Origin of the sequence: Ancylobacter lacus, from assembly GCF_018390635.1 — a bacterium.
Taxonomy (GTDB): Bacteria; Pseudomonadota; Alphaproteobacteria; order Rhizobiales; family Xanthobacteraceae; genus Ancylobacter; species Ancylobacter lacus.
In genome coordinates, this window is the sequence record NZ_JAHBGE010000064.1 from 23,932 (window position 1) to 48,073 (window position 24,142).

The following is a 24,142-nucleotide window of genomic DNA, read 5'->3' on the forward strand; positions in this document are numbered from 1 at the left end:
ATCAGAGATGATGATAATTCAGATCATGAACATTCGCTAGAGTGATCATTAGGAGTCGTCCATAAGAAGCGTGTCGCGAACGGGCGACGCCGGTTTCGGGTGGCTGCCATGAGGGAGCTGCGGTTGGGATGGGCGTATCGCCGCCGCGCGGCCGACACGATGGAGGGACCCATGTCGTATATTGGCGAAGCTCGCAGACCCGCAGTCGAAGCTCTCGGCGCCGCCGCCCTGCACACGGTGACGGTCGTCGCCCGGGGCGTGATCCGGATTGCCAAGGCCGTTGCCCGCCGTCGCGTGATCGCCAATCTCGGCGAGTTCGACGACCGCATGCTGCGCGACATCGGACTCACCCGGGCCGATCTGCGCGACGCCGCCTCCGGGCCGCTCTGGCAGGACCCGACCCGCATCCTCGTGGTCCGGGCGGTGGAGAAGCGGGCCGCGCGCCGCATCGCCAAGCGCCACCCCGCCGCGTTCCAGCCGGCCAGCGTCCCGCGCGACCCCTGCGACGGGGCGCGGGACGATCTCTTCATCGGCTGAGGCAGCCGCATTCTCGGGCCGCCGCATGCTCGGCCCGCAGCATTCTCGGCCCGGCGGCCGGAAGGCCGCCCGTGCCCGACCCTTTTCGGCGAGGCCGCCACAGGCGGCGCGCCCTCCGAGACCGGCGGCGTCTACCCCCTCTTGCCGCCATCCTGCGCCCGCCGGGTCACACCGGCGGGCGTTTTTCGTCGCGGGGCCGGAGGGGCCTCAGACGTTCAGCAGCAGATATTCCCGCTCCCACGGCGAGATCACCCGCATGAAGGTCTCGAACTCCGCCTGCTTGACGGCGGAATAGGTCTTCACGAAGGACGGGCCGAGCGCCTGGGCGATCTCGTCGGAATGCTGCATCGCCGCCACCGCTTCGAGCAGGCCGCGCGGCAGCTCGAAATCGAGCCCCTTGGCGTCGGCTTCCAGCGGCTGGCTGGGCCGCAGCCCTTCCACCATGCCGAGATAGCCCGCCGCCAGCGAGGCGGCGATGGCGAGATAGGGGTTGGCGTCGGAGGACGGCACCCGGTTCTCCACCCGCCGCGCCGCCGGCGAGGAGGGCGGCACCCGCAGGCCCGCGGTGCGGTTGTCGTAGCCCCACTGGATGTTGATCGGGGCCATCGAATCGCGGGTGAGCCGGCGGTAGGAGTTCACATAGGGCGCCAGGATCGACATCACCGCCGGCAGGTATTTCTGCTGGCCGGCGATGAAGGAGAAGAACTCCGGCGTCGGGTCGCCGTCGGCGTCGGAGAAGATGTTCTTGCCGGTCTCGGCCGAGATGATCGACTGGTGGATGTGCATCGCCGAGCCCGGCTCGTCGGCGATCGGCTTGGCCATGAAGGTGGCGTAGATCTTGTGCGCCAGCGCCGCCTCGCGGATCGTGCGCTTGAACAGGAACACCTGGTCCGCCAGCACCAGCGGGTCGCCGTGGAGCAGGTTGATCTCCATCTGCGCCGCGCCGTCCTCGTGGATCAGCGTGTCGATCTCCAGCCCCTGGGCCTCGGAATAGTCGTAGATGTCCTCGAACAGCGCGTCGAACTCGTTCACCGCCTGGATCGAATAGGACTGCCGCCCGATCTCCGGCCGGCCGGAACGCCCGATCGGCGGCTTCAGCGGGTAGTCCGGGTCGGTGTTCGGCTCGACCAGATAGAACTCGATCTCCGGCGCCACCACCGCCTTCCAGCCCTTGTGGGCATAGGCCTCGATGACGTTCTTCAGCACCTGCCGCGGGGCCAGCTCCACCGCCCGCCCGTCGCGGTGATAGGCGTCGTGGATCACCTGCGCGGTGGGGTCCTGCGCCCAGGGCACGATGGCGAGCGTGGAAAGGTCCGGCTCCATGACGAGGTCGCTGTCGACCACCACGGAATCGACCAGTCCCTCATAGGGCGGGTATTCGCCCGAAATCGTCTGGAAGAACACCGACAGGGGCAGGTTCATCACCGGCCCGGACAGGAACTTGGAGACCGGCATGATCTTGCCGCGGGCGACGCCGGCGAGGTCCGGCACCACGCATTCGATCTCGGTGATGCCGCGCGCCGCCATCCACGCCTTGGCCTCGGCCAGCGTCTCGACGCCGCGGGGCGCATCAACCGCGTCCTGACCCGAACGCTTCTTCTTCGCCATTTTTCCACCTTGTCGCGCCTATGCGCGTCCCGGGAGGGGACCACGCCCCCGCGGGGGCCGTCAAGCAAGGGGTAGCGGGCTGGCGGGTGGTGCATAAAAAATGTTTGCTGGTTGAGAGTTGAGCAGCCGCGCGATCCCCGCTAGCGTCGTCGCCGGGAGCCCGGCAGGGCGGGGTTGAGCGAGGCAGATGATGAGCACGGGCGTCGCCGAAAAGACGCAGAAGACCGTTGGCGGTATCCGCCGCAAATTCGCTCCCTGGACCGACCCGAAGGCGGTCCCGCTCATCCGGTACCAGAACGTCACCAAGCGGTTCGGCTCCTTCACCGCGGTGGAGGACCTCTCGCTCGACATCTATGAACGCGAGTTCTTCGCCCTGCTCGGCCCCTCCGGCTGCGGCAAGACCACGCTGATGCGCATGCTCGCCGGCTTCGAGGAGCCCACCAGCGGCCGCATCACCCTCGCCGGCCAGGACCTTGTCGGCACGCCGCCCTACAAGCGGCCGGTCAACATGATGTTCCAGTCCTACGCCCTGTTCCCGCACATGAGCGTGTGGGACAACATCGCCTTCGGCCTGAAGCAGGACGGCGTCGCCAAGGACGCCACCGCGGCCCGGGTGGAGGAGATGCTGAAGCTGGTGAAGCTGGAGCAGTTCGCCCGGCGCAAGCCGCACCAGCTCTCCGGCGGCCAGCGCCAGCGCGTGGCGCTCGCCCGCTCGCTCGCCAAGCGTCCCAAGGTGCTGCTGCTGGACGAGCCGCTCGGCGCGCTCGACAAGAAGCTGCGCGAGGAGACCCAGTTCGAGCTCATGGACATCCAGATGGAGCTCGGCATGACCTTCCTGATCGTGACCCACGACCAGGAGGAGGCGATGACGGTCGCCGACCGCATCGCCGTGATGAACCACGGCAAGCTGGTGCAGGTCGCCCCGCCGGCCGTCATCTACGAGCAGCCCGCCTCGCGCTACGTCGCCGATTTCGTCGGCGACGTGAACCTGATCGAGGGCAAGGTGGAGAGCAATGCCGGCGGCCTCGTGCGGGTGCATGCGGCGGCGGCGGACATGTCGCTGACCATCGCCCAGGACATCCAGGCCCAGCCCGGCGACGCCGCCTGGATCGCGGTGCGGCCGGAGAAGGTGCGCATCGACCTCGACCCGCCGGCCGACCGCAGCGTCAACTGCGTCTCCGGCACGATCTGGGACATCGGCTATCTCGGCGATCTCTCGATCTACCATGTCGAGCTGGCCGACGGCTCGCGCATCAAGGCCGCCAAGCCGAACCTCACCCGCATGGTGGAGCGTCCCATAAGCTGGGACGACAAGGTGTGGATTTCCTGGTCGCCGGATGCCGGCGTGGTTCTGACGAGCTGAGCCTGCGGGCGGGGAGACTCATCATGGCTCGGCAGACGCGCGGACGGTGGCTGGTCATCGCCGTCCCCTATCTCTGGCTCCTGGCGCTGTTCCTGGTGCCGTTCTTCATCGTCTTCAAGATCAGCCTGTCGCAGGACGCGATCGCGCAGCCGCCCTATGAGCCGGTGTTCGATCTCGCCGCCGGCTGGGAGGCGGTGCGGGGGGCGCTGGAACAGCTCAACTTCGACAATTACAGCTATGTGCTGAGCTGGGACAACGAGTTCCTGCTCGCCTACGCCTCCAGCCTCAAGATCGCGGCGATCTCCACCGTGCTGCTGCTGCTGGTGGGCTATCCCGTCGCCTACGGCATGGCGCGGGCGCCGAAATCGATCCGGCCCACGCTGCTGATGCTGGTGATCCTGCCGTTCTGGACCTCGTTCCTGATCCGCGTCTATGCCTGGATCGGCATCCTCTCGCCGGAAGGGCTGCTCAACCAGCTTCTCATGGCGCTGGGGGTCATCGACGAGCCGCTGGAACTGCTGGCCACCGACACCGCGGTCTATATCGGCATCGTCTATTCCTACCTGCCCTTCATGATCCTGCCGCTCTATTCCGCGCTGGAGAAGATGGACGAGACGCTGCTGGAGGCCGCCGCCGACCTCGGCTGTCCGCCCTTCGCGGCGTTCTGGAAGATCACCTGGCCGCTCTCGCTGCCGGGCGTGTTCGCCGGCTGCCTGCTCTGCTTCATCCCGGCGGTGGGCGAGTTCGTCATTCCCGACCTGCTCGGCGGCTCCGACACGCTGATGATCGGCAAGTCGCTGTGGACCGAGTTCTCGGTGAACCGCTCCTGGACCGTGTCCTCGGCGGTGGCGGTGCTGCTGCTGCTGGTGCTGGTGGTGCCGATCGTCTTCTACCAGAACGTCCAGACCCGGCAGATGGAGGGCCGCTAGATGCGCAAGGGGCTCTCGCTCTTCAACCTGTCCTCGCTGGTGCTCGGCTTCACCTTCCTCTACCTGCCGATCGTGCTGCTGGTGATCTATTCCTTCAACGCCTCCCGGCTGGTGACGGTGTGGGCGGGCTTCTCCACCGAGTGGTACTGGAAGCTGCTGGAGAACGACCAGCTTCTCGACGCGGCGTGGGTGACGCTGCGGGTCGCCTTCATCTCCGCCACGGTGGCGACCGTGCTCGGTACCATGGGGGCCATCGCGCTCACCCGCTATGGCCGCTTTCCCGGCCGCATGCTGTTCTCCGGCATGATCTACGCCCCGCTCGTCATGCCGGAGGTCATCACCGGCCTGTCGCTGCTGCTGCTGTTCGTGGCGGTGAACTTCGACCGCGGCTTCTGGACCATCACGCTGGCGCACATCACCTTCACCATGTGCTTCGTCTCGGTGGTGGTGCAGTCGCGGCTGGTGACCTTCGACCGCAGCCTGGAGGAGGCCGCGCTCGATCTCGGCTGTCCGCCGCTGAAGACCTTCTTCATCATCACCTTGCCGATCATCCTGCCGGCGGTTGTCTCCGGCTGGATGCTGGCCTTCACCCTGTCGCTGGACGACCTCGTCATCGCCAGCTTCACCACCGGGCCGGGCGCGACCACGCTGCCGATGCGCATCTACAGCCAGGTGCGACTCGGGGTGACGCCGGAGATCAACGCGGTCTGCACCATCCTCATCGCCATCGTCACCGTGGTGGTGGTGATCGCCTCGGTGGTCACCAAGCGGCAGGAGATGGAGCGGCAGAGGGCGGAGCGGCTTGCCGCCGCTGGGTGAGGTATGTCGTGGTGGCGACGCGGCTGTGACACGGCACAATGCCGACACAGTTCGGCGCCACCAAGATCGAAGTCAGCTCCTTCCGGTCCCGCCATGTCGCTCGCCGAATCCGCCGCGCCCATCCCTGCCGTGTCCGTCCCCGGGGTTTCCATGCCCCGAGCCGGCCTGCGCTTGCGCCTCGCCGGCTGGAAGCTGCTGGGCGTGGTGCTGGGCTGCGCCGCCTTTCTCGGGCTGCAGCAGCTCATGGGCAACTTCCACACCGTGGTGCCGGGCGAGCTCTACCGCGCCGCCCAGGTCGACGCGCGCGACATCGCCGCCATCAAGGCGAAATACGGCATCGCGACCATCATCAACCTGCGCGGCTTCTCCTCGCGGCCCTGGCACCAGATCGAGGTGGCGGAGAGCGAGCGGCTCGGCATCCGCCATATCGACATCCCGCTTTCCGCCGGCCGCGAGCTGACCGACGCGCAGGCCCGCGACCTCATCGAGACCATGCGCACCGCGCCCAAGCCGATCCTGGTGCATTGCCGCGGCGGCTCCGACCGCAGCGGCATCGCCTCGGCGCTGTATCTCGCCGCCATTTCCAAGCAGGGCGAGCGCGCCGCCGAGGGCCAGCTCTCGATCTGGTACGGCCATTTCTCGCTGCCCTTCGCCCCGGCCTGGGCGATGGACGAGACCTTCGAGCGGCTCGAGACCTGGCTCGGCTATCACGACTCCTGATCGTGAAGGGGACGGCGCGCCGCGCCGCCGCCTCGGCGGTTCCGTGCGGGGGCGGCTTGCGTGTAGAGTCCCGCCATGTCCGGTGGCGGACTGATTCCGCGCCGTCGAGAGCCCGCTGATGCCGCTGCGCCTGCTTCCCTCCACCCTGATCGACCGCATCGCCGCGGGCGAGGTGGTCGAGCGCCCGGCCGCGGCCCTGAAGGAGCTGGTCGAGAACGCGCTCGACGCCGGCGCCCGGCGCATCGAGATCGTGCTGGATGGCGGCGGGCGGCGGCTCATCCGCGTCACCGACGACGGCGGCGGCATGGGGCCGGACGAGCTGGCGCTCTGCGTCGAGCGGCACGCCACCTCGAAGCTGGACGACGAGGATCTCGGCGCCATCGCCACGCTGGGCTTTCGCGGCGAGGCGCTGCCCTCCATCGGCGCGGTGGCGCGGCTCTCCATCACCTCGCGGCCGGCCGGCAGCGCCGTGGCGCATGAGGTGCGGGTCGAGGCCGGGGTCAAGGCGCCGGTGCGGCCGGCCGCGCTCGGGGGCGGCACCCGGGTGGAGGTGCGCGACCTGTTCTTCGCCACGCCGGCGCGGCTGAAGTTCCTCAAGTCGGAACGGGCCGAGACCGCCGCCGCGCTGGATGTGGTGCGCCGGCTGGCGCTGGCCCGGCCGGAAGTCGCCTTCTCCTTCATCGCCGAGGACCGCCCGCCGGTGAGCTGGGCGGCGCAGGGCGCAGGCCCGGCCGGCCGCCGCGCCCGCATCGCCGATGTGCTGGGCCGCGAGGTGGCGGCCAATGCGCTGGCGGTGGAAGGCGGGCGCGGCGGCGTGGGGCTGACCGGCCTTGCCGGGCTGCCCACCTTCTCCAAGGCCAATGCGCTGTCGCAGTATTTCTTCGTCAATGGCCGCCCGGTGCGCGACAAGGTGCTGATCGGCGCGGTGCGGGCGGCCTATGCCGACCTGCTGCCCTCCGACCGCCACCCGGTGCTGGCGCTGTTCCTGGAGATCGACCCGCGCGAGGTGGATGTGAACGTACACCCGGCCAAGACCGAGGTGCGCTTCCGCGACGCCGGGCTGGTGCGCGCGCTGATCATCCGCACCCTGATCGACGCCCTGGAGGCCGGCGTGCCCCGCACCGCCACCACCACCGCGGACCGGCTGGCGCTGCTGGCGCGCCCGGGCCTGCTGCCGGGCGGCGAGGGAGTGGGGCGGGCGCCGCACCTGCCGCATCTGCTACGCCCGCCGCTGGACCATGACTGGCGCACCTCCTGGGCCGCCCCGGCCGGTGCCACCCTCGACGACCGCGCCGCCGCGGGCTTCGCCGAGGCGGTGGCGGCCGCCTATGATGCCGGTGCCGGTGCCGGTGCCGGGGCGGGCGGGTTCGGCGGGCTCGACCTCGACGTGGCGCCGTCGGTCGACGCCCGCGCCGCCGCCGCGCCGGCCCCGGCGGGGCTGATGGACCGCCCGCTCGGCGCCGCCCGCGCCCAGCTCCACGAAACCTATATCCTCGCTCAGACCCGCGACGGGGTGGTCATCGTCGACCAGCACGCCGCCCATGAGCGCATCGTCTATGAACGGCTGAAGCTGGCCATGGCGCGCGACGGGCTGAAGCGGCAGGTGCTGCTACTGCCCCTCGTGGTCGAGCTCGACCCCTCCGAGGCCGACCGGCTGGCGGAACGCACCGAGGCGCTGGAGCGGCTCGGCCTGGTGCTGGAGCCGTTCGGCCCGGGCGCCCTGCTGGTGCGCGAGGTGCCGGCGCTGCTCGGCGACGCCGACATTCCCGCCCTGCTGCGCGAGCTGGCCGAGCATGCCGAGGAGTGGGACGATGCGCTGCCGCTGGAGCGCCGGCTGCTGCATGTCGCCGCCACCATGGCGTGTCACGGCTCGGTGCGTGCCGGCCGCCGGCTGCGGCCGGAGGAGATGGACGCCCTGCTGCGCGAGATGGAACAGACCCCCAATGCCGGCCAGTGCAACCACGGCCGGCCCACCTTCGTGACGTTGTCGCTGGCCGACATCGAGAAACTCTTCGCCCGGCGGTGACAGACGTGCGCGACCGTATCTCCCTCGACCATCCGAAAAGCTGGTACGCCGCAACGGCGGTGCCGCACCCGCTCTACCCCCCGCTCGCCGGGCGGGTGACGACCGATGTCTGCGTCATCGGCGGCGGCTATACCGGCCTGTCGGCGGCGCTGCACCTCGCCGAGGCCGGCGTCGGGGTGGTGCTGCTGGAGGCGGGGCGGGTCGGCTCCGGCGCCTCCGGCCGCAATGGCGGCCAGATCCACACCGGCCAGCGCCGCGACCAGGACTGGATCGAGGCGCATATGGGCCGCGACGACGCCCGCAAGCTGTGGGACCTTGCGGAAGACGCCAAGGCGCTGCTGCACGACCTCATCGCCCGCCACCGCATCGACTGCGACCTGCGCCCCGGCTTGATCGTGGCGGACCACAAGCCCGGCTATGTCGCCCACACCCACGCCTATGTCCGCAAGCTGGCCGAGGTGTATGGCTATCCCCATGCCCGGCCGTTGTCGCGCGACGAGCTGGCGGCGCTGGTGGGGTCCGACGCCTATTACGGCGGCATGATCGACCATGGCGCCGGCCATCTCCACCCGCTGAACCTCGCCCTCGGCCTCGCCAAGGCGGCGAGCCGGGCCGGCGCCCGCCTCTACGAGCACAGCCGCGCGGTCCGCATCACCGAGGGCGCCCGCGTGGTGGTGGAGACCGAGGGCGGCGGGGCGGTGGAGGCGGACTGGGTGCTGGAATGCGGCGACGGGCTGCAGGACGGGCTCGACGCCCGGGTCGACCGCCATGTCATGCCGATCGCGAACTATATCGCCGCCACCGAGCCGCTCGGCGAGCGGGCCCGCCAGATCATCGCCAACGACGCCGCCGTGGCGGACAGCCGTTTCGTCGTGAACTACTACCGGCTGAGCCGGGACGGCCGCCTGCTGTTCGGCGGCGGCGAAACCTACCGCCGCACGCTGAAGGCCGACCCCGGCAGCTTCGTGCGGCCCTATATGCTCAAGATATTCCCCCAGCTCGCCGATGCCCGCATCGAGTATGGCTGGGGCGGCGTGCTCGGCATCACCATGACCCGGATGCCCTTCGTGCGCCGGCTCTCGCCCCGCGTGCTCACGGCCTCCGGCTATTCCGGGCAGGGGGTGATGCTCGCGCCGCTCTACGGCAAGATTCTCGCCGAGGCGGTGCGGGGCGTGGTCGGCGCCTTCGACCTGCTGGCCCGCGCGCCCGCGCCGGCCTTTCCCGGCGGGCGGCTGATGCGCTGGCCGCTGCTGGCGGCCGGGCTGAGCTATTACGCCCTGCGCGACCGCCTCTGAAAGGAAGATCTTGCCCGAACTGGAGCAACTGGCGCGCGACGCGCTCGCCTTCGTCGAGGCGCACAAGCATCTCGCCCCCTTCATCGCCTTCGCGCTGGCCTTCGGCGAATCGCTGGCGGTGATCTCGCTGGTGGTGCCCGCCACCGTCGTGCTGGTCGGCCTCGGGCCGCTGATCGAGGCCGGCGGCATCGGCTTCCTGCCGGTCTGGGCCGGGGCCGCGCTGGGGGCATCGCTCGGCGATGCCGTGTCCTACTGGGTCGGACATCACTACCGGGAGCGGGTGCGGGATTTTCCCATCCTGCGCAACCATCCCGCCCTGCTCGACCGCGGCATGCGCTTCTTCCACCGCTGGGGTGTGTGGGGCGTGTTCCTCGGCCGCTTCTTCGGCCCGCTGCGGGCGGTGGTGCCGCTGGTCGCCGGCATGTTCGCCATGCCGCCGCTCGGCTTCCAGCTCGCCAATGTCGCCTCCGCGGCGCTGTGGGCCTTTCTCCTGCTGGCGCCGGGGGCGGCGGCGATGAAGGCGCTGGGCTGGTGAGGCCGGCTCAGCCCGGCTCCACGGGCTCGGCCTGGCTCACGAAGATGATGACCGCCAGCATGGTCATGTAGAAGCGGAAGGCCGGTTCCTGGCCGTTCCAGGTGTGGGACTGCCACATGGCAAAATATTCCCCGCCCACCACCATGAAGCCGAGAAACCACACCGCGAAGCCGGCGCCGGCGGCCACCACCGCCCACGCCTTGGCCCGGGCGAAGCGCCGGCCGTCTCGCAGGCCGGCCAGCATCGCCGCGGCGGCGATGGTGAAGAGCAGCGCCGTCAGCCCCTCGCCGGCGATGATCAGCCCATAGCCGAGCTGCCACAGCCGGGGATCGGTGATGGCGCGCGCGGCCGCCAGCGCGTTGCCGGGGAAGGTGTCGTCCATGCTGAGAACATGCTGCACGAAGGCGTAGTTCGAGCCGTAGTCGACCAGATTGCCGATCGTGACGAGCCCGGCGAAGGCGGCGAGCGCAGCGACCATGAAGGTTTTGGTGAGACGTATGGCCAGCATGGAATCCTCGCCCGGCCGGCACCGGTGCCGGCTTTCCAGGCCCCATGATACCACGCCGGACGGCCGCGACGGCGGCTGCAGTCGTGCGCGATCACGGGCGGCGGGGGGATGACGAAGGATCGGCGGCTGCGGTAATATTGGAAGGATTCCAGGTGCCGGGCGGAGGCACCGGTGCGGCTGGGGACACACGACGGCGATGATCGGCCAGGATGCTCTCGCGATCATTCTGATGCGCATGTTCGAGTTTTCGCCCGTCGCCATGTCGATCTCGACGACGGGGGCTGACAGCTCCCGTTACGTGATGGTCAATCGCGCCTATCTCGACCTCACCGGCCGGCGCTGGGAGGAGCTGAACGAGCGGTCCATGGTCGATCATGGCGCCGCCATCGCCAGCCCGGCACGGGACCGCCGGCTGCGGCTGCTGGAAGAGGTCGGCAGCTACAAATCCGAGCTGGCGGAAATCCGCCATGCCGACGGGCGCATCATTCCCGTGCTGATCTCGGCGCAGCGCTCGCATATCGGCGACGCGGTCTATGACATCGAGCTGATCGCCGACGTGACCGAGCACATGGAATCCCAGATCCAGCGGGAGCGGGAGCTGACCTATGCCGCGCTCACCGACCCGCTGACCGGGCTGCTGAACCGGGCCGGCATCGACGCGGTGCTGCAGGAGCGCCTCGCCCGGGTGTGGGGCGAAGGCCAGTGCGTGGCGGTGGCCTTCATCGACCTCAACGGCTTCAAGCAGATCAACGACCGGCTCGGCCACGAGGCGGGCGACACCATCCTGCGGCGGCTGGCGGCACGGCTGCGGCTCGCCTGCGGGCAGGAGGAGATCGTCGCCCGCATCGGCGGCGACGAGTTCATGCTCGTGCTGACCGTGCCGCACGGGGCGGTGGGTTCCATCCCGCCGATGCTGGCCGGCATCGCCGCGGCGGTGTTCACGCCCGTGGACCTGTCGGGCAGCCTGCCGGTGCCGATCGGCGCCGCCATCGGCATCAGCGTGCAGCAGGTGCCGGATGTCGCGGCTGCCGTGCTGATCCGCGAGGCCGACCGGCAGATGTACCGGGCGAAATCGACCGGCGAACCGATCAGCATCCGCTTCGGCGGGGGCGAGCGGGTCTGGGCGGACGGGGTGGCGTGACGCCGGGGCGGGGCGAGGGCGAGTCCGTCGCGCGGGCGGCCGCCGGGGATGGGCCGCAGCCTTGGGCGGAGGGCAGGTTCGGGCAGCAAGAAGGTTCGGGCAGAGGGATGCGCCAAGCGGGCAGGGGCGCGGCTGCCTATTCCGCGGCTTCCTTCGGCGGCTTGCCCGCCTTCATCTCCCGCCGCGCCTTGGCCGGCAGGACGAGATCGAACTCGGCGAGTTCTTCCTCGGTGGGCAGCGCACTATCCGGGTCCGCCTTCGCGGCGGCGATGATCTGCTCATCCGTCAGGGCATCGACCTTCGACCAGTCGAAGTCGCGCAGCAGCCGTTCAGCTTCCCTCGATGGCTTGTGCGAAGACACGTCTCTCGCTCCGATGGGCCCGCCTCACCGAGATAGGGCGCCTCCGGCGACCCCTCCAGACGAAGACACGCAATATAACACGCCCGCCACGTCGGCTATCGCGACATGACGCGGCTCGCCCGCGATCTGGCGGAGCAAGGGCGGTTCGAAGCGCGGTCGACCGTCGAAGACGAATTCGCCGAAGCGGAACGGCAAACCGTGCTTTGCTCGGTTCGCCGCGTCCTTGTCGTCATCCCACTCGAAATCGTCCGTCTCGCCCATCACTCGCAATCCCGTGGACCGAACGTGACGCACGCTAGCCGACTCACTCGGCGGGCGGTGACGTTAATTGCATTCCCGGCACAGCACTGAGCCCGCGAAGCGCGCCCGCAAACGCATATGGCCGGGCACATGCCCGGCCATGACGTCGTTCAGCGGAAGTGTGAGGCTCAGTTCTTCGCCTTGTCGACCAGCTTGTTCTTGGCGATCCACGGCATCATGCCGCGCAGCTTGGCGCCGACTTCCTCGATCTGGTGGGAATCGTTGACGCGGCGGATGCCCTTGAAGCGGGCGGCGCCGGCCTTGTATTCCTGCATCCACTCCGAGGTGAACTTGCCGGTCTGGATGTCGGTGAGCACCTTCTTCATCTCGGCCTTGGTGGCCTCGGTGATGATGCGCGGGCCGGTGACGTACTCGCCCCACTCGGCGGTGTTGGAGATCGAGTAGTTCATGTTGGCGATGCCGCCCTCATAGATGAGGTCGACGATCAGCTTCACCTCGTGCAGGCACTCGAAATAGGCCATCTCGGGGGCGTAGCCCGCCTCGACCAGCGTTTCGAAGCCGGCGCGGATCAGCTCCACCAGGCCGCCGCAGAGCACGACCTGCTCGCCGAACAGGTCGGTCTCGCACTCTTCCTTGAAGGTGGTCTCGATGATGCCGGAACGGCCGCCGCCGACGCCGCAGGCATAGGAGAGCGCGAGGTCGAGCGCGTTGCCCGAGGCGTCCTGGTGCACGGCCACGAGGCAGGGCACGCCGCCGCCCTTCTGGTATTCGCCGCGCACGGTGTGGCCGGGGCCCTTGGGGGCGATCATCACCACGTCGACTGAGGCCTTGGGCTCGATCAGTCCGAAATGGACGTTGAGGCCGTGGGCGAAGGCGATGGCGGCGCCGTCGCGGATGTTCGGCGCGATCTCGTCGCGGTAGATGTCGGCCTGCAGCTCGTCCGGGGTGGCCATCATCATCAGGTCGGCCCAGGCGGCGGCCTCGGCGACGGTGAGCACCTTGAGGCCGTCGGCCTCCACCTTCTTCGCGGTCGCCGAGCCCGGCTTCAGGCCGATGGCGATGTCCTTGACGCCGGACTCCTTGAGGTTCAGCGCGTGGGCGCGGCCCTGGCTGCCATAGCCGATGATGGCGACCTTCTTGCCCTTGATGAGGTTCAGATCGGCGTCGCGATCGTAATAGACGCGCATGGACGTGTTCCTTGTTGTCCGGTGTTGTCGACGTTCTTGAGGCGGGTTCTTCGAAGCCGTGGTCCCGGAGGCCGGGCTTCTCGGAAGCGGGGCGTTTCGGCTGCGTGCTTTAAAGCCGGCACGCGGCGGGTCAAGGGGCGCGCCGCCGCTTCTGCGGCAGGGCGCGGCGCGGGGGCGGCTCCGGCGCCGGTCTCACGGGCCGGTCTCCCGGGCCCGGCCGCCGCGCCACGGCAGGCGCTGCACCGAGGCCAGCGCGACGCCCGAGGCGGCGAGGGCCATGCCGACCCAGGCCAGCGGCGGCATGGCTTCCCCGAGCAGCGCCCAGGCGATGAGCGCCGAGCAGGGCGGCACCAGGAAGAACAGCGCCGAGACCTTCGACACCTCGCCCGCCCGGATCATGGCGAGGTAGAGCGAGACGGCGATGAGGGAGTTGCCGATCACGAGATAGCCGAGCGCGGCGAGGAACGGGCCGGTCCACACCACATGGCCGTCTTCCAGCAGCAGCGCCAGCGGCAGCGTGCAGAGGAAGCCCACGACATACTGAACCGCGTTGGCCACCAGCGGGTGCTGCGGCGTGCCGAACCGCTTCTCGTAGAGCGCGCCGCCGGACATCGCCATCAGCGCGCCGACCGCCAGCAGCAGCACCCCGGGCGAGGTGATCTCGATGGCCGAGCGCGACAGGATCACCAGCGCGGTGCCGGCGAGGCCGAGGAACAGCCCGATCCAGCGCCGCCCGCCCACGCGCTCCCCCGCCAGCAGCGGCGCCAGCAGGCCGACCACGATGGGCTGCATCGAGACGATGATGGCGAGCGCCCCCGCCGAGATGCCGAAGCGGAAGGCGAAGTAGCTGAGGTTGAAATAGAGCACCTGGATCAGGAAGCCGATCACCGCGAGGTGGAGATAGACCCGCGGCTGGCGCGGCAGCGGCGGGCGGAACCACGCGACCAGCGGCAGCAGCACCACCAGAACGATGCCGTAGCGCAGCGCCAGCAGGGTGAACGGCCCGGTGTAGAGGATGCCGACCTTGGCGACGGCGAAGCCGCCCGACCACAGCAGCAGGAAGATGAACGGCGCCGCCTGCAGCCACAGCGGCTTGCCGCCGGTGGCGCCGGCGGAGGGCAGGGCGGCGGCGCGATCGGTCATCGCGCCCGCGCCCCGTGCTGCCGGCCTGCCGCCACCTGCCTCGCCATTGCTCGTCCCCGCATCGCCGCCGGCTTCTCTCTCACATCCCGTCCGGGCCGCGGCCGATGGCGGCCACGCCGGTGCGCGACACCTCGACGAGGCCGAGCGGGGCCAGCAGCGAGACGAACTGGTCGATCTTGTCCGGCTTGCCGGTGATCTCGAACACGAAGCTTTCCAGCGTGGTGTCGACGGTGCGGGCGCGGAAGCTGTCGGCGATCAGGAGGGCCTCCTGCCGGATCTCGCCCTTGCCGCGCACCTTGATCAGCGCCAGCTCGCGCTCCACCGACTTGCCGGCGACGGTGAGGTCCACCACCCGGTGCACCGGCACCAGCCGGTCGAGCTGGCTCTTGATCTGCTCGATGATGCCCGGCGCGCCGGTGGTGACCACCGTGATGCGCGAGAGCTTGGAATCGTGGCTCACCTCGGAAACGGTGAGGCTGTCGATGTTGTAGCCGCGGCCGGAGAACAGGCCGACGATGCGCGCCAGCACGCCCGGCTCATTGTCGACCAGCATGGAGAGGGTGTGCCGCTCGGCGGCTTCGGGATGCGCAGACATGGGGTGATACCCGGGGCAAGGGAAAGCAGCGGCCCCTCTCCCGGCGGGGAGAGGGGCGAATGGGAAGCGGCAGGCGGGCGCCGGCTCAGACCAGCATCTTGCCTTCCTCGTCGATCGCCTCGTCCAGCGCCTCGGGATGGTCGGGCAGGATCATCTCGTTGTGCGGCTTGCCCGACGGGATCATGGGCAGGCAGTTTTCCTTCTGGTCGACCAGGCAGTCGAACAGCACCGGCCGGTCGATGCTGATCATCTCCTGGATCGCCGCGTCGAGATCGCCGGGGCGGTGGCAGCGCAGGCCCACCGCGCCATAGGCCTCGGCCAGCTTCACGAAGTCCGGCAGCGATTCCGAATAGGAGTGGGAATAGCGCCCGCCATGCAGCAGGTCCTGCCACTGCCGGACCATGCCCATATACTCGTTGTTGAGCACGAAGATCTTCACCGGCAGGTTGAACTGCAGCGCGGTGGAGAGTTCCTGCAGGCACATCTGGATCGAGGCCTCGCCGGCGATGTCGATGACGAGGCTCTCGGGGTGGGCGACCTGCACGCCGATCGCCGCCGGCAGGCCGTAGCCCATGGTGCCGAGGCCGCCGGAGGTCATCCAGCGGTTCGGCTCCTCGAAGCGGAAGTGCTGCGCCGCCCACATCTGGTGCTGGCCGACCTCGGTGGTGATGTAGACGTCCTTGTCCTTCACCGCGTGGTAGAGCCGCTGGATGGCGTGCTGCGGCTTGATGACCGCGTCGGAGTTCTGGAACGACAGCGACTTGCGCGCGCGCCAGCGGTCGATCTGGCCCCACCAGCTCGCCAGCGCCTGCCGGTCCGGCTCGGCCTTGGTCGCCCGCCACAGCGTCAGCATGTCGGAGAGGACATGCTTGACGTCGCCGATGATCGGCACGTCGACCTTGACGTTCTTGTTGATCGAGGAGGGGTCGATGTCGATGTGGATCTTCTTCGAATCCGGGGAGAAGGCGTCGAGCCGGCCGGTGATGCGGTCGTCGAAGCGGGCGCCGATGCAGAGCATGACGTCGCAGTCATGCATCGTCATGTTCGCCTCATAGGTGCCGTGCATGCCGAGCATGCCCAGCCACTGCTTGTCCGCGGCGGGATAGGCGCCGAGTCCCATCAGCGTCGAGGTGACGGGGAAGCCGGTGAGGCGGGCGAATTCGCGCAGCAGCCGGCTCGCCTCGGGGCCGGAATTGATGACGCCGCCGCCGGTATAGAGCACCGGGCGCCGGGCCTTGGCCAGCAGCTCCACCGCGGTGCGGATCTTCTCCGGGTCGCCGTTGAGGCGCGGCTGGTAGGTTTTGTGCTGGATGTTCTCGGGGCCGACATAGGTGCCGCGGGCGAACTGGACGTCCTTGGGGATGTCGACCACGACCGGGCCGGGGCGGCCGTTCTGGGCGACGTAGAACGCCTCGTGCAACACCCGCGCGAGATCGTTGATGTCGCGCACGAGATAGTTGTGCTTGGTGCAGGGGCGGGTGATGCCGACCGTGTCGCACTCCTGGAAGGCGTCGGAGCCGATGAGGTGCGTCGGGACCTGGCCGGTGATGCAGACCACCGGGATCGAGTCGAGCAGCGCGTCGGTGAGGCCGGTGACGGCATTGGTGGCGCCGGGGCCGGAGGTGACCAGCACCACGCCGACCTTGCCGGAGGAACGCGCATAGCCTTCCGCCATGTGCACCGCCCCCTGCTCGTGTCGCACGAGGACGTGCCGCACCTGGTTCTGGTGGAACATGGCGTCGTAGATCGGCAGCACCGCGCCGCCCGGATAGCCGAAGATATGCTCGACGCCCTGATCGATCAGGGCCTGCATCACCATTTCGGCGCCGGTCATCTCGCGCATCATGGTCGTTTTCCTCTTGAACGCTGTTCGTTCTGTCGTTGCTTGCGAAGGTCCAGAAAATCAAAAGGCCCCGTCAGGGGCCCGAAGTCGCGCGTCACCGGTGAGCGGGCACTGCCGTCAGGCAGCTTCCGCGGCGACGCGCCGTCCTACGATAAGGATAATATTGTTGCGCATGACGGCGCCGCTCCTTCGAAAAGTTGCGCGACCTCTACAGCCGCGCTGCGCATACGTCAAGCGATGACGTCGCATGAGCCAAAATGCCGAGCAATCCAGCACTTTTCGTGGCAACGAGGGAAGGATATACCCGGCTGATCGCGTGGGAGTGCTGCCAGCATGTCGCAGATGCGGCTCGTCGTCGTCGGTGCCAGCGGCCGCATGGGCCGCACCCTGGTGCGCGCCATCGCCGAGGCCCCGGACCTCGCGCTTGCCGGCGCGGTCGAGCCCGCCGACAGCCCGCACCTCGGCGCCGACGCCGGCACGCTGGCCGGGCTGCCCCCGCTCGGCGTCACGCTGAGCGACGATCCGTTGCCGCTCTTCGCCGGGGCGGAAGGCGTGGTGGACTTCACCGTGCCGGCCGCGAGCGTGCGTTTCGCCGCGCTGGCGGCGCAGGCGCGCATCGTCCATGTCATCGGCACCACCGGCTTCTCCGAGGCCGAGCAGGCCGGCATCGAGGCGGCGTCCCGGCATGCGGCGGTCGTCAAGTCCGGCAATATGAGCCTCGGGGTCAATCTCCTCGCCGCGCTGGTGAAGCGGGTCGCCGCCACGCTGGACGAGAGCTTCGACATCGAGGTGCTGGAGATGCACCACAACCGCAAGGTCGACGCGCCCTCGGGCACCGCGCTCCTGCTCGGCGAGGCGGCGGCGGCCGGCCGCGGGGTGACGCTGGCCGAGAACGGCGTGTTCGCGCGGCACGGCATCACCGGGGCGCGCAAGCCGGGCGACATCGGCTTCGCCACGCTGCGCGGCGGCACGGTGGTGGGCGAGCATTCGGTGATCTTCGCCGGCCCGGCCGAGCGCATTGAATTCGCCCACAAGGCCGAGGACCGCATGATCTTCGCCCGCGGCGCGCTCGCCGCCGCCCGTTGGGCGCGCGGCCGCAAGCCCGGGCTCTATTCCATGACCGACGTGCTCGGCCTTTCCGATTTCTGACCTTCCTTTCCGCCCGCCCCAGCCCCAGCCGGAGACCTGCCCCCGATGTCCGACCGCCTCCTCGTCCTCGTCCGCCATGGCCAGAGCGAATGGAACCTGAAGAACCTCTTCACCGGCTGGCGCGACCCGGACCTCACGCCCAAGGGCGTCGAGGAGGCGATCGCCGCCGGCAAGCGGCTGCGCGGGGAAGGCTATGCCTTCGACGTCTGCTTCACCTCGGACCTGCGGCGGGCGCAGAAGACGCTCGACCTGATCCTCGAGCAGATGGGCTCCAGCAACCTGCCGATCATCTGCGACCAGGCGCTGAACGAGCGGGACTATGGCGAGCTCTCCGGCCTCAACAAGGATGACGCCCGGGTGAAGTGGGGCGAGGAGCAGGTCCATGTGTGGCGCCGCTCCTACGATGTGCCTCCTCCCGGCGGCGAGAGCCTGAAGGACACGGTGGCACGCGCGCTGCCCTATTACGTCAAGGAGATCCTCCCGCGCGTGCTGCGGGGCGAGCGCGTGCTAGTCGCCGCCCATGGCAACTCGCTGCGGGCGCTGATCATGGTGCTGGAGCGGCTGACGCCGGAGGGCATCATGAAGCGCGAGCTCGGCACCGGCGCCCCGGTGGTGTACCGGCTGAACGCCGATTCCACCGTCGCCAGCGTCGACGACCTCGCCGGCTAGGGGCGTGGCCTCGCTCGGCACCTATGCCCTGCTGATCGGCGCCATCGCCGCCGAGGTGGTGGCGACCAGCGCGCTCGCGCGCTCCGACGGCTTCACCCGGCTGGCGCCGAGCGCGGTCGCGGTGGTGTGCTACGCGGTGGCGCTGTGGCTGCTGTCGATCTGCCTGCGTACTATTCCCACCGGCATCGCCTATGGCATCTGGTCGGGGGTCGGCATCGTGCTGATCGCCGCCGTGGCCTGGCTCTGGAACGGGCAGAAACTGGACGGCCCGGCGGTGATCGGGCTGGGGCTGATCATCCTCGGCGTGCTGGTGGTGCAGTTCTTCTCCAAATCCATCGCGCACTGAAGGCCGGCGCGGGGATGCCCGCGCCGGAAGGCAGAGCGCGCCCGGGCGCGAGGGGAGCGGGCGGCCCGTTCAGCTTCCCGCGACCTGCCCGGCCTCCCAGCCGAGGATGGCGCGCTTGCGCGTCAGCCCCCAGTGATAGCCGGTGAGGTCGCCGTTCTTGCCGAGCACGCGGTGGCAGGGCACCACGAAGGACATCGGGTTCCGGCCTATCGCCGCGCCGACCGCGCGGGCCGCCTTCGGCCGCTCCACGCAGTTCGCTATGCTGGAATAGGTGGTCGCCTTGCCGAGCGGGATGCGCATCAGCGTCTCCCACACCTGCACCTCGAAATCGGTGCCGATGAAGACGATGCGCAGCGGATCGTCCGGCCGCCAGGTGCCGCGGTCGAAGATACGCGCGGCGTAGGGCGCGGTGACGATCGGGTCTTCCAGATAGGTCGCGTTGGGCCAGCGCCGGCGCATGTCGACGAGCGCCGCCTCCTCCTCGCCCTCGTCGGCGAAGGCGAGGCCGCACAGGCCGCGCGGCGTCACCATGGCGAGGGCGAGTCCGAAGGGCGAGGGGTGGAAGCCCCAGCGGATCACCAGCCCGGCGCCGCCGGCCTTCCATTCGCCGGGCGACATGGATTCGTGCACCACGAACAGGTCGTGCAGCCGGCCCGGCCCGGACAGGCCGACCTCGTAGGCGGCGTCCAGCACATTGCCCGATTCGGTCAGCACCCGGCGCGCCGCGTCGAGCGTGACCGCCTGCAGGAAATCCTTCGGCGTGAGGCCGCACCAGCGCCGGAACAGCTCGGTCAGCGCCCGGGGCGTCACCCCGGCGGCGCGGGCGATGGTCTCCACCTCCGGCTGGTCGCGGAAGGAGCGGTTGACGAAGCCGACGGCACGGCGGACGACCTCGTAGTCGGCGGCGGCGATGTCGAGGGGATGCGACTGGTCGAAAAGCGGTGCGAGCATGGCGGGGGCCTCCTGATCCGATCCGACCATGCGGACCGGGCGCTCGCCACCCGATTTCGACGCGCCGGCGTCCGTGGGCGGGCCGGGGGGTGTTTCCGGGAGCTTCATCGGCGGGCCCTCACGGCGCCTGGCGGACGATGCCGCGCCGCGCATCGGCCAGCGCGCCGGAAAGCCCGGCGGCCAGCGCCTCGCGCTCGCCGACATGCAGGAAGCTGCCGACCTCGGTCGGGCGGCCGCGCGAGACCAGGGTGAGCTTCTGGATGCCGAAATCCTCGATCTCCTCGGCATGGAGCCGGGTCCAGAGCGGGTTCATCTCGGTCGCCTCCTCCGCGCCGTCGGGGGCGACCTTGCGGACCGTGAGGCGGCTTGGCGTGACGGTGATCTCCTCGCGGGCGCGGGCGGCGCGGAAATTCACCCGGAAGGCCAGCCACATCGCCAGCACGTCGATGCCGAACAGGCCGAACACCGGCCACGCCCCCATCATCAGGAACGCCACCCCGCAGACGAAGCTGATGCCGGCGACGATGGCCATGACGATGAGGAAGCCGCGCTCGTCCAGCGAGCGATAGGGCGTGAGCCGCGCCTCATACAGCGTCGGTTCGGCCTCCATGGGCCCGGCCGGCGTGCCCCCGCCATGGGTTTCTGCGTGCTGCTGCGCCGGCTGGCTTTCCATCGCGTTCGCCCGTGTTCCCGTGCCTCGTGCCGGCTGCGCGCCTGCCGTTGCGGCCGCTGGCAGTGTAGGCGCGCGCACACTATACGTCAGCCATGCCGCGCAAGACGACACCGCCCGCCAAGACGCCGCCCGCCAAGCCACCGGCTCCGCCCGCCGGCGGGACCGCTCCCGCCAGCCCCCGCCCGCGTGCCCGCGCGGCCGCCGTCGTGCACGCGCCTCCCGCAGCGTCCGCGCCGGCGGCCATCGTCGCCCCGGACGCGGCGCCCGCCGCGGCCCGCCCCCGCCGCCGCGCGGTGGCCAATGCGGCCGCCGCCGCTGCGGGGGGCGGCTTCCGCCCCTGGACAGCGGCGGAGGTGGCGGAGGGCTTCTCCCGCTTCGAGGCGGCCGACCCCCACCCGGAGGGCGAGCTGGAGCATTCCGACCCCTTCACCCTGCTGGTGGCGGTGGTGCTTTCGGCGCAGGCGACCGATGTCGGGGTCAACAGGGCGACGCGCGGCCTGTTCAAGGCGGCCTCCACCCCGGAGGCGATGGCGGCGCTGGGCGAGGAGGCGGTGGCGCAGCACATCCGCACCCTCGGCCTCTACCGCGGCAAGGCGAAGAACGTGGTGGAGCTGTCGCGCCGCCTCGTCGCCGAGCATGGCGGGCAGGTGCCCCGCGACCGCGCGGCGCTGGAAGCGCTGCCCGGCGTCGGCCGCAAGACCGCGAATGTGGTGCTCAACATCGCCTTCGGCCTGCCCACCATCGCGGTCGACACCCACCTGTTCCGCGTCGCCAACCGCACCGGCCTGGCGCCGGGCCGGACCCCGCTGGAGGTGGAGCTGGGACTGGAGGCCGCCATCCCCGACCGGTTCAAGCTGCACGCCCACCACTGGCTGATCCTGCACGGGCGCTATGTCTGCAAGGCCCGCCTGCCGGAATGCCCGCGCTGCCTCATCGCCGATCTGTGCCGCTGGCCGGAAAAGACCCCGCCGGCCTGAGCGGGGCCGCCTCCGCCGCGATGCGCCGGTGCAGCCGCACCATGAAGATGGTGGCGAAGACGGGCGTGATCAGGTTCAGCACCGGCACCGACACCACCACGGCGATGACGAGGCCGGCGATGAAGATGCGCCCGCCATGGCGCCGGCGCAGCTCGGACGCCTCGGCTTCGCTCCAGTGGCGCATGGCCGCGAGCTGGAAATATTCCCGTCCCAGCAGATAGCCATTGGCGATGTAGAACACGACGAGGTTCACCCCCGGCACCAGCAGCAGCAGCAGGGCGACGAGGTTCACCGCGATCATCACCCCGAAGAAGCGCAGCGAGAGCAGCAGCGAGTGCAGCACCGGCAGCGCCCGCCCCACCGGCCCGCCCGGCGGATCGTCCCGCTCCACCCGCTCGGCGACATCGTCGAGGAACAGGCCGGCGATCAGCGAGGTGACCGGCGGCACCAGGAACACCCCGGCAACCACCAGGCCGAGCGCCGCGATGATGTCGATGAGCAGCTCCGCCCAGCCCCAGTCCAGCGTCACGAAGCGGGTGAGCGCCGCCTGCGCGCCGATGCCGAGCACGACGACGAGCCCGATCGCCAGCAGGATGGACCGCAGCAGCACGCGGCGGTGCTGCGGGGCGAAGGTCTCGGCGAAGGAGGCGAGGGCGATCTGGAGCATGGCGGCATCCGGTGGCGGGCCCTCCTAGTTAGGCATGCGCCGGCCGCCGCTCAAGCCGGGCCGGAGGGCGTCCGCCCCACCCTTCACGTTGAAACGACTCGGCTTTTTGGAATTTGCCCTTGCGCTGCCGGCGGGGCCGGCGGAATCATGATTCGTTCCGGACGAACGAAACATGAATCGGATGAAGCCCTTAGCCGCCTGTTCTGTCCGCCGTGGCGGATGTGCTAGAGCAGGAGGCCGGGCGTGAACGGCCTGCCGCCGGGGCGGAGGCCGTGCGCCGGCCGGGCTTTGCCGTCCGCCCGCGGGCGGGCTTCCTGCGGCGTCGCCGCCGCTCCACGCCGGACGGGACCATGACCGACGACACCGAACATCGCGGGCGGCCCGCCTTCCGTTCCGCCGCTGCCACGGCCCCGAGCCGGCGCGCGCTGCTGGGTCTCGGCGCGGCCGCGCTCGCCCTGCCGGCGCTTGGGCGTCCGGCCCTGGCGCAGGCGGCCCCCTCGATCGATGTGGCGGTCATCGGCGGCGGCGCGGCGGGCATCGCGGCGGCGCGGCGGCTGGCCGGGCTCGGCCGCTCCTGCGTGCTGCTGGAGGCGGCCGACCGGCGCGGCGGGCGGGCGCGCACCGTCGACTTCGCCGGCGGCGGGCTCGATCTCGGTGCCAGCCGGCTCGCCGCCGGCGGCGGGGTCGCGGTGGCGCTGGCGAAGGCGGGCGTCGGCCTCGTGCCGCTGGTGGCGGCGCGGCGGCTCTATGTCGACGGGCGAGAGGCCCGCGAAAGCGGCTATGACGGTTTCATCGCCGCACTCGGCCGGGCGGAACGGGCGATCGCCGCCACCGCCGACGCCGGTCGCGATATCGCCGCCGCCGCCGCCATGCCCGAGGGCGGCGAATGGGCGGCGACGCTGGCGGCGCTGCTCGGTCCGCTGGCCTGCGGGCGAAGCCTCGCCGCGATCTCGACGGTGGATCTGGCCCGCCGGCAGCCCCCGCCGGAGGATGCCCGCCCCGAGGGCATGGGGGTGGGCGATGCGCTGGTGAAGCTGGGCGCCGGGCTCGGCCCCGCGGTGGAACTGCGGCTGGGCGCGCGGGTGGCGCGCATCGAGAATCTGCGCAGCTCGGTCACGCTGGGGCTGGAGGGTGGCGCCACCCTGCGCGCCCGCGTCGCCATTCTCGCCGTTCCGGCGGCGGTGATCGCGGCGGGGGCGATCCGCCTCGCGCCGGCGCTGCCCGCCCGGCTGGTCGAGGCGTTCCGCGCCCATCCCGCCGGGATGATGGAGCAGGTCGGCTTCGTGCTGCCGGGCAATCCGCTGGATCTGCAGCCGGACGAGCGGGTGGTGATGAAGGCGGCGGGCGGGCCGCCGGCCTTGCTCCACGCCCGCATTGGCGGCGGCGATCTGCATGTGCTGCTGTTCGGCGGCGAGCCGGCCGAGGAGATTTCCGCCCGCGGCGAGCCGTCCGGGCTGGCGCTGGCGCGCGCGGCGCTGGCTGCCGGCTTCGGAGCGCAGGCGGGGGCGGGTGTCGGGAGCGTCGCCGTGTCGCGCTGGACGCGCGATCCGCTGATCCGGGGGGCGATGGCGGTGGCCCAGCCGGGCGCGGGCGCGCTGCGCCGGCTGTTCGGCGATCCGCTCGGGCGGCTGATCCTGGCGGGCGAATACACCTCGCCCGACCAGTGGGGCACGCTGGCGGGGGCGTGGCAGTCCGGCGAACTGGCGGCCGAGCGCGCCGCGCGCCTGATCTCCGGGCCGGCCTAGCCGGCCCGGTCTGAGCTACCTTGCCGGCCTAGTAGCCGGCCCGGTCTGAGCTACCTTGCCGGCCTAGCCGGCCCGGTCTGAGCTACCTTGCCGG

General features: G+C 70.4%; 24 protein-coding genes and 1 pseudogene. 14 read left to right on the forward strand and 11 right to left on the reverse strand.

Annotation, left to right across the window (positions count from 1 at the left end; all coding sequences use genetic code 11):
• Positions 1-171 precede the first annotated feature (171 nt).
• On the forward strand, positions 172-537 hold the full coding sequence (locus KHC27_RS15815; protein ID WP_213340357.1) for a DUF1127 domain-containing protein: 366 nt from the start codon (positions 172-174) through the stop codon (positions 535-537).
• Positions 538-744: 207 nt separating this feature from the next.
• Here KHC27_RS15815 and KHC27_RS15820 read toward each other — a convergent pair whose 3' ends face one another.
• Positions 745-2,145 carry a glutamine synthetase family protein gene (locus KHC27_RS15820; protein ID WP_213340358.1) on the reverse strand — a complete coding sequence of 467 codons (1,401 nt, stop codon included), beginning with the start codon at positions 2,143-2,145 and terminating at the stop codon, positions 745-747.
• 190 nt (positions 2,146-2,335) lie between these two features.
• On the opposite strand from KHC27_RS15820, the gene KHC27_RS15825 reads away from it, so the two are divergent.
• From KHC27_RS15825 to KHC27_RS15855, 7 genes are all read left to right on the forward strand, one after another.
• Positions 2,336-3,508, forward strand: a complete 1,173-nt coding sequence (locus KHC27_RS15825) for an ABC transporter ATP-binding protein (protein ID WP_213340359.1) — start codon at positions 2,336-2,338, stop codon at positions 3,506-3,508.
• A gap of 23 nt (positions 3,509-3,531) precedes the next feature.
• A complete protein-coding gene (locus tag KHC27_RS15830; protein ID WP_213340360.1) occupies positions 3,532-4,437 on the forward strand; it encodes an ABC transporter permease in 906 nt (301 codons plus the stop codon).
• Positions 4,438-5,256 carry an ABC transporter permease subunit gene (locus KHC27_RS15835; RefSeq protein WP_213340361.1) on the forward strand — a complete coding sequence of 273 codons (819 nt, stop codon included), beginning with the start codon at positions 4,438-4,440 and terminating at the stop codon, positions 5,254-5,256.
• 150 nt (positions 5,257-5,406) lie between these two features.
• The gene (locus KHC27_RS15840; protein WP_213340362.1) at positions 5,407-5,976 is read left to right on the forward strand and encodes a phosphatase domain-containing protein; all 570 of its coding nucleotides are present in this window, start codon (positions 5,407-5,409) and stop codon (positions 5,974-5,976) included.
• Between the two features lie 118 nt (positions 5,977-6,094).
• On the forward strand, positions 6,095-8,002 hold the full coding sequence (mutL, locus tag KHC27_RS15845) for a DNA mismatch repair endonuclease MutL (RefSeq protein ID WP_213340363.1): 1,908 nt from the start codon (positions 6,095-6,097) through the stop codon (positions 8,000-8,002).
• Between the two features lie 5 nt (positions 8,003-8,007).
• The gene (locus KHC27_RS15850; protein WP_213340364.1) at positions 8,008-9,297 is read left to right on the forward strand and encodes an NAD(P)/FAD-dependent oxidoreductase; all 1,290 of its coding nucleotides are present in this window, start codon (positions 8,008-8,010) and stop codon (positions 9,295-9,297) included.
• Positions 9,298-9,307: 10 nt separating this feature from the next.
• Complete coding sequence (locus KHC27_RS15855; RefSeq protein WP_213340365.1) at positions 9,308-9,832, forward strand: DedA family protein; 525 nt, start codon at positions 9,308-9,310, stop codon at positions 9,830-9,832.
• A gap of 7 nt (positions 9,833-9,839) precedes the next feature.
• On the opposite strand, the gene KHC27_RS15860 is transcribed toward KHC27_RS15855, so the two are convergent.
• Positions 9,840-10,340: a DUF2165 family protein gene (locus tag KHC27_RS15860; RefSeq protein ID WP_213340366.1), complete on the reverse strand. Its 501-nt coding sequence runs from the start codon at positions 10,338-10,340 to the stop codon at positions 9,840-9,842.
• A 196-nt stretch (positions 10,341-10,536) separates the two neighbouring features.
• On the opposite strand from KHC27_RS15860, the gene KHC27_RS15865 reads away from it, so the two are divergent.
• Entirely contained in the window at positions 10,537-11,481 is a 945-nt protein-coding gene (locus KHC27_RS15865) for a diguanylate cyclase domain-containing protein (RefSeq protein WP_213340367.1), read from the forward strand.
• Positions 11,482-11,617: 136 nt separating this feature from the next.
• On the opposite strand, the gene KHC27_RS15870 is transcribed toward KHC27_RS15865, so the two are convergent.
• The 6 genes and pseudogenes from KHC27_RS15870 to KHC27_RS15895 all read right to left on the reverse strand — a co-directional run bounded on the left by KHC27_RS15870 (position 11,618) and on the right by KHC27_RS15895 (position 16,874).
• Positions 11,618-11,842 (reverse strand): hypothetical protein, encoded by a 225-nt coding sequence (locus tag KHC27_RS15870; protein WP_343210927.1) that lies wholly within the window; start codon positions 11,840-11,842, stop codon positions 11,618-11,620.
• 24 nt (positions 11,843-11,866) lie between these two features.
• On the reverse strand, positions 11,867-12,103 hold the full coding sequence (locus KHC27_RS15875) for a BrnT family toxin (RefSeq protein ID WP_246519996.1): 237 nt from the start codon (positions 12,101-12,103) through the stop codon (positions 11,867-11,869).
• Positions 12,104-12,270: 167 nt separating this feature from the next.
• Positions 12,271-13,302, reverse strand: a pseudogene (gene ilvC, locus KHC27_RS15880) (ketol-acid reductoisomerase); the annotation flags it as partial.
• A 180-nt stretch (positions 13,303-13,482) separates the two neighbouring features.
• Entirely contained in the window at positions 13,483-14,433 is a 951-nt protein-coding gene (locus KHC27_RS15885; RefSeq protein ID WP_213340369.1) for a DMT family transporter, read from the reverse strand.
• A 79-nt stretch (positions 14,434-14,512) separates the two neighbouring features.
• A complete protein-coding gene (gene ilvN, locus KHC27_RS15890) occupies positions 14,513-15,028 on the reverse strand; it encodes an acetolactate synthase small subunit (RefSeq protein ID WP_213340370.1) in 516 nt (171 codons plus the stop codon).
• Between the two features lie 85 nt (positions 15,029-15,113).
• Positions 15,114-16,874 (reverse strand): acetolactate synthase 3 large subunit, encoded by a 1,761-nt coding sequence (locus KHC27_RS15895; protein ID WP_213340371.1) that lies wholly within the window; start codon positions 16,872-16,874, stop codon positions 15,114-15,116.
• A 339-nt stretch (positions 16,875-17,213) separates the two neighbouring features.
• On the opposite strand from KHC27_RS15895, the gene dapB reads away from it, so the two are divergent.
• From dapB to KHC27_RS15910, 3 genes are read left to right on the forward strand one after another with little or no spacing between them, the layout of a single operon-like run.
• Positions 17,214-18,020 carry a 4-hydroxy-tetrahydrodipicolinate reductase gene (gene dapB / locus KHC27_RS15900; RefSeq protein ID WP_213340453.1) on the forward strand — a complete coding sequence of 269 codons (807 nt, stop codon included), beginning with the start codon at positions 17,214-17,216 and terminating at the stop codon, positions 18,018-18,020.
• Between the two features lie 45 nt (positions 18,021-18,065).
• Complete coding sequence (locus KHC27_RS15905) at positions 18,066-18,689, forward strand: 2,3-bisphosphoglycerate-dependent phosphoglycerate mutase (RefSeq protein WP_213340372.1); 624 nt, start codon at positions 18,066-18,068, stop codon at positions 18,687-18,689.
• A 4-nt stretch (positions 18,690-18,693) separates the two neighbouring features.
• The gene (locus KHC27_RS15910; protein WP_343210928.1) at positions 18,694-19,035 is read left to right on the forward strand and encodes an SMR family transporter; all 342 of its coding nucleotides are present in this window, start codon (positions 18,694-18,696) and stop codon (positions 19,033-19,035) included.
• A 69-nt stretch (positions 19,036-19,104) separates the two neighbouring features.
• Here the strand turns inward: KHC27_RS15910 and KHC27_RS15915 are convergent, their stop codons facing one another.
• Together KHC27_RS15915 and KHC27_RS15920 are read right to left on the reverse strand one after the other, a co-directional pair.
• Positions 19,105-19,986, reverse strand: coding sequence for a methylated-DNA--[protein]-cysteine S-methyltransferase (locus KHC27_RS15915; protein ID WP_213340373.1), 882 nt, complete (start codon positions 19,984-19,986; stop codon positions 19,105-19,107).
• Positions 19,987-20,104: 118 nt separating this feature from the next.
• Positions 20,105-20,596 (reverse strand): DUF2244 domain-containing protein, encoded by a 492-nt coding sequence (locus tag KHC27_RS15920; RefSeq protein ID WP_213340455.1) that lies wholly within the window; start codon positions 20,594-20,596, stop codon positions 20,105-20,107.
• A gap of 155 nt (positions 20,597-20,751) precedes the next feature.
• Here KHC27_RS15920 and nth point away from each other — a divergent pair, with 155 nt between their 5' ends.
• On the forward strand, positions 20,752-21,636 hold the full coding sequence (nth, locus tag KHC27_RS15925) for an endonuclease III (protein WP_213340374.1): 885 nt from the start codon (positions 20,752-20,754) through the stop codon (positions 21,634-21,636).
• Here nth and KHC27_RS15930 read toward each other — a convergent pair.
• On the reverse strand, positions 21,590-22,303 hold the full coding sequence (locus KHC27_RS15930; protein WP_213340375.1) for a sulfate transporter family protein: 714 nt from the start codon (positions 22,301-22,303) through the stop codon (positions 21,590-21,592). The two genes, nth and KHC27_RS15930, sit on opposite strands and share 47 nt — an antisense overlap.
• Before the next feature lie 350 nt (positions 22,304-22,653).
• Between KHC27_RS15930 and KHC27_RS15935 the strand changes: the two genes are divergently transcribed.
• Complete coding sequence (locus KHC27_RS15935) at positions 22,654-24,048, forward strand: flavin monoamine oxidase family protein (protein WP_213340376.1); 1,395 nt, start codon at positions 22,654-22,656, stop codon at positions 24,046-24,048.
• Positions 24,049-24,142 lie beyond the last annotated feature (94 nt).